4 protein-coding genes and 1 pseudogene are annotated in these 4,339 nt (G+C 56.6%); all 5 read right to left on the reverse strand.

Features of this window, described 5'->3' with window-relative positions:
* Positions 1–257: 257 nt before the first annotated feature.
* Complete coding sequence (locus tag ACT3RR_RS22765; protein WP_496201155.1) at positions 258–1,934, reverse strand: hypothetical protein; 1,677 nt, start codon at positions 1,932–1,934, stop codon at positions 258–260.
* Positions 1,931–2,473, reverse strand: a complete 543-nt coding sequence (locus ACT3RR_RS22770; RefSeq protein ID WP_456866126.1) for a baseplate complex protein — start codon at positions 2,471–2,473, stop codon at positions 1,931–1,933. Before ACT3RR_RS22770 ends, ACT3RR_RS22765 begins: the two co-directional genes overlap by 4 nt.
* Complete coding sequence (locus ACT3RR_RS22775) at positions 2,442–3,170, reverse strand: hypothetical protein (protein WP_496201156.1); 729 nt, start codon at positions 3,168–3,170, stop codon at positions 2,442–2,444. The genes ACT3RR_RS22770 and ACT3RR_RS22775 overlap by 32 nt, the downstream gene beginning before the upstream one ends.
* The gene (locus tag ACT3RR_RS22780) at positions 3,170–3,673 is read right to left on the reverse strand and encodes a tail fiber assembly protein (RefSeq protein ID WP_456866121.1); all 504 of its coding nucleotides are present in this window, start codon (positions 3,671–3,673) and stop codon (positions 3,170–3,172) included. Before ACT3RR_RS22780 ends, ACT3RR_RS22775 begins: the two co-directional genes overlap by 1 nt.
* Before the next feature lie 4 nt (positions 3,674–3,677).
* Positions 3,678–4,339 (reverse strand): annotated as a pseudogene (locus tag ACT3RR_RS22785) (hypothetical protein); the annotation flags it as partial.

Below are 4,339 nucleotides of genomic sequence, written 5' to 3' on the forward strand. Positions count from 1 at the left end.
TGGTTTGTAGAAAAATGAAACTGAAAAAAATAACTGACACAAAAAGCGCAGGCGGGTGCGGTGTAGTGCAATTTTCGTCACGTCTTGCTTTGTTTCGTCACCGCACCCCCGCCCCTGTCGCATCAGGTCGGCTTGATCGTTTTTGGGCGGTAGGGATTGCGTTTTGAAAGGCGCGGCGCGTGGTGGCCGTTCTAGGTGGGTAAATGACGGGCGTAAAAAAGCCCGCACGCGGCGGGCCTGGTTTGATGGGGTGAATGCTATCCGATAACGGGTTTATATTTTGTGGTCAGCCCGGTGGCCGTGGTGCCGGTTCCTTTGATGGCCGCCGCGTTTAACGGTGCGCCGGTGTTCTGGTGCGTATGGGCGGCGGTCAGCTCTGCCAGCTGCTTCACTACGTCCAGCGTTTCAATCATCAGCTGGCATACGTTGATGCTTTGGCTACCTACCCACACCACCGGCGCTATGATTTCCTGGCGAACGGCCGCCACGCTGCTGCGCAATCTGCCAACCTTCTCAACCAGCTGGCCCGCCACGTTAACGGTGCTATTCCCGATCACGTCCGTGGTGGCGTTGCCCTTGATGCTGGCCACAAAGTTGGCCTGGGTGGCCAGGCTGTAATCTCCCTCTGCGATGTGTTGCACTGCACCGGCCATCAGCCTATGCGTACCTAACACCGTTGTTTTGTCCGTGGCCTGAATCGTGGTTTCCCTGGCTACCAGCGTGCGGCTTTCATCGTCTGCCTGGATCACTCGGCGCATGGATGATTCGCTAATTGTCTGGTCTGTCTGGCGCTCCCAGTCGCCCGCAACCGTCACGCGCTGGGATACCCCATCCCGCTGCTGCTGCAACTGCTCGCCCGGTTTGACCGCTGGCAGGCTGTTACCCTGGGCCATGGTTTGCCGCACAAAAGGCTTATCCGGGCGCCCATCCGTAAAGCCCACCTCCACCAATGTGCCAACCGGTGGAAACTGGAACATGCCGGACTCACCGCCCGCCATCGGCAAGGGCAGCGGCACGGCCGGGTAAATCGGCGTTCCCTGCACCGGTTTGCCGTCTGCGTCTAACAGCTGCAAATCGACGGCATAGCGCGGGCGATACGGATCGGCAATATTGCCATTGCTCACCGGCTCGCTGTGGGCCTCGACGCGAGCCATTTTCGGCAAATGCAGACCGCTGGCCAGCTCAGGAAAAGCCCCCTCAATTTGGCGCTGAATCGGCGTTTTCTGTAGCGCCTGGCCGGTGGCCTTATTGCGCGGCGTCCAAGTCAGCGCCATATCATCGTTATGCAATCTCACCGTGGTGACGCGCTGCCCGTTAACCTCAACGCCTGGGCGCAGGGACTGAATAACCGGCACTGTCATGGTGTTGCCCGCCGCCCCGCCCTGGCTAAATTCGTTGGGGATCTCCACCGGCTTACCTGCAAAAAGAGCATCCGCCGCGCTACCGACAAACACGCCGCCATCGGGCAGCTGGTACCACACGTAATCGGTGATGGAAAACGCCCGGCCCAGCGCGGCAAGAAGTTGATAGCCGGTGCCGCTGTGGGTGAAATGGGGGATCGGCTTATCGGCATAACTGGCCGCGGGAACGGTAAATTCCAGCCCGCTTTCTTCGGTCAGCCACTTGGCCACGTCGCGCAGCGTAGGATGCTGGAACGAACACGGCCAATTGCGCTCGAAGACGCCGACCAGCTCGCGCACAAAAAGGCGCTGATAGCCGTTATCCGCAGGTTGCGAGCGCTCCACGTAACCGGTGAACCAGCGCAGCACCAATTCAGGATAACCCACGTCCAGGCGCACCAATTTACCCGTAAAATCCTGATCGGTTTGCGCCGTGATAAATCCCCGGCCGCACGCGCTTAATTCCAGCGCAAGATTGACGTCAACCAGGTGCGCGGCGGTGTTGGATAAGTAGAGTCTTTTTACCGGTTTCATTCTGGCCCCAATGCGCTATTGATTGGCTTCAGCACTTTGCTTTCAAACCAACTTAGCTTTTCGTCACCCTCGGCCGCCGCCGTTCCGCCGCTGCCCCCTTTTCCGCCCTGCTTGGTTGTCGCCGCTTTGCCACCGGCGCGGGCTTCGCGCTTCTCGGCTACGCTTCCCTTTTCGCGCAGGGTAAACGTCACCAGCCAGGCCATTTTTCCATCCTGCGGCGGTGCGTCCACCGCGCCGGAAAATGTACCCTCCCGGAAGTTAACCGCCTGGGCCGCCAGGTTGGCCACGCGGTAGGTTTGTAACTTCCCGCTGGCGTCTTTGGCTTCGGCAAGCTCAAAAATGCGCTTCAAAATATTGGCTTTACGAAAAGGAATGATGCCGGAAATGCGCAGCTCCTTGGCTTTGATGCCCTGCTCGGCGTTGTTCGTGCTCGAGGACTGGCCGGACTGGTCTTTTTCCTGAAATTGCAGCGTTGGCGTCACTTTCATGGCCAGCAGCGCGATGGCCTCACCGTTCAGCGCGAGCGTGGTGATCGTCATTTATCATGCCCTCCAATGGCGATAAATCCGGGCCAGTAAAAAGCGTGGCCAGGGTAAAAATAGCGTCCTGCTGTGGAATATTTTTTTGCATCTCGCTGGCGATAAATGCCGGGGTTCCCTTGGCGCTAAACACCCACGCCGGGGCCGCCTTGCCCTGCAAGTCAGCTAAAGCTTGGCCGATGCCGCTCAACGCCGCGCTCCGGGCTTTGGCAAAATCTGATAGCGCGGAGATCAGGCCGCCAACGCTCGCGCCGGTGGCCGCCTCGGCCTTAGCCTCAGCGATACGTTGCGCATTCATGGCCAAACGGTTAGTGGCGGTGGATAACGGCACCGCTAGCGGCAAACCGCCCGCCAACTTGCCGGGGATCTGCATTTTTGTAATGGCGAGCGTTGCCACTTCCTGCGCCCGGCGTGCCACTTGGGAAAACACCGGCAAGGGCAGCACGGAAGAAAATGCCGCCAGGTTATTCATGAATTCAGCTTGGGACGTAGCGCAGACCATAAACACCACTGCGCCAATCTCGCCCTCGTCGCCGGTCAGCTTGCTGGCCAGGTAACTGGTGGCGTTTTTCGGGCTTAGATAGCTACCCTCGCCCGCTTCCTGCCCAGCGCCATAAACCCACGGATGCACCGGCAAAACAGAGCACGACAGTGCAGCCATGTTCTGGCCAATGCTCAACGTCGCTTTACGCCACATTACTGCGGCACCTCGGGCCATGTAATACCGCGTGCTTGTGTCGTTTCCACGCGACTGAGCAAAACCCGATACTTACGCCACTCGTTAAATAGGCGCTTTTCTTCGTCAGTCGCGATATCCAAATCAATAGCATCGCTTAATGTGCTTATTGCCTGGTTTGCCGTCGCTAAAAGAGTACTTTTATTCTGCGCGGCCAGGGCGACATAATCCGGTGCGACGGCGTAGATTTTACCGCCAGACCAGCGCCACGCGCCGCTGATATCACAGCCATCGGGCAGCGCATCAATATCGACCACTGTTAGGCCGACAGGGTAAAGGCGTGAAGCATCGTCGCTGATACTGCGAATAACCCCGGTATCGTTCTCAATTGCCAGGCTAAATTTACGCGTGAATTTAGGTAAGGATTTAAACCAATCTTTACCGCTTTCATCTTTAAAGTATTGAATGCCAGCGCCGTTAAATAGTTCATCAGGTGTATAACGCTGTAAGTTAATTAATTTCATATTTTTATCCGTCAATTGTTACCCAGCTACCGTTACGATACATCTGCAAAGGCCGATACAATGCATATCCAATTTGTGAGCCTTCGTTACCATTGCCTCCGGTGAGCACGCAGCCAGCCGGTGCTTCTACAAGCAATCCATCCATCACCATAGACGCCTGCGCGCCACGCGAAATGCCCGAAACAAAGCTACTTGCAACCCAATTCATCGTCGCATAACCGCTCAGGTCTTGTGCGGGCTGAGGATTGTTAGGGCTGTAAACACGTTGGCCACGCTCATAAATACCCGCATCCGAACTGATATTCCCGGCAATGTAGAGATCGTGCGGAAGGGGCTGAGGATTGTTTGAACTGTAAACACGCTGACCCTGTTCATAAATCCCGCCCCCGTTCGAACTGATATTTCCTGCGATGGATAAATCCTGCGGAAGGGGTTGTGGGTTGTTAGGGCTGTATACGCGAGCCAAACCATTTGCACCGCGTTCGTACAGTGCCGCACCAGACCCCGAAATGATATTCCCCACCGAGGTAATATTCCCTTCAGCATGAACACCGCCACGCGAGGCAATATAAGAGCCGCTAATATCACCATCCGAATTAATATTCCCGCCTGCCATCACGGGGCCGGGACTATAAAACGACTTGTCCACAGGATTGAAAGACCATG

It is taken from the genome of Ewingella sp. AOP8-B2-18 (assembly GCF_052376015.1).
GTDB lineage: Bacteria > Pseudomonadota > Gammaproteobacteria > Enterobacterales > Enterobacteriaceae > Ewingella > Ewingella allii.

What these genes read in the sequence shown, in the direction of transcription:
- ACT3RR_RS22780 (WP_456866121.1), bottom strand. Translation starts at nt 3,673, where the DNA reads ATGAAATTAATTAACTTACAGCGTTATACACCTGATGAACTATTTAAC.
- ACT3RR_RS22775 (WP_496201156.1), bottom strand. Translation starts at nt 3,170, where the DNA reads ATGTGGCGTAAAGCGACGTTGAGCATTGGCCAGAACATGGCTGCACTG.
- ACT3RR_RS22770 (WP_456866126.1), bottom strand. Translation starts at nt 2,473, where the DNA reads ATGACGATCACCACGCTCGCGCTGAACGGTGAGGCCATCGCGCTGCTG.
- ACT3RR_RS22765 (WP_496201155.1), bottom strand. Translation starts at nt 1,934, where the DNA reads ATGAAACCGGTAAAAAGACTCTACTTATCCAACACCGCCGCGCACCTG.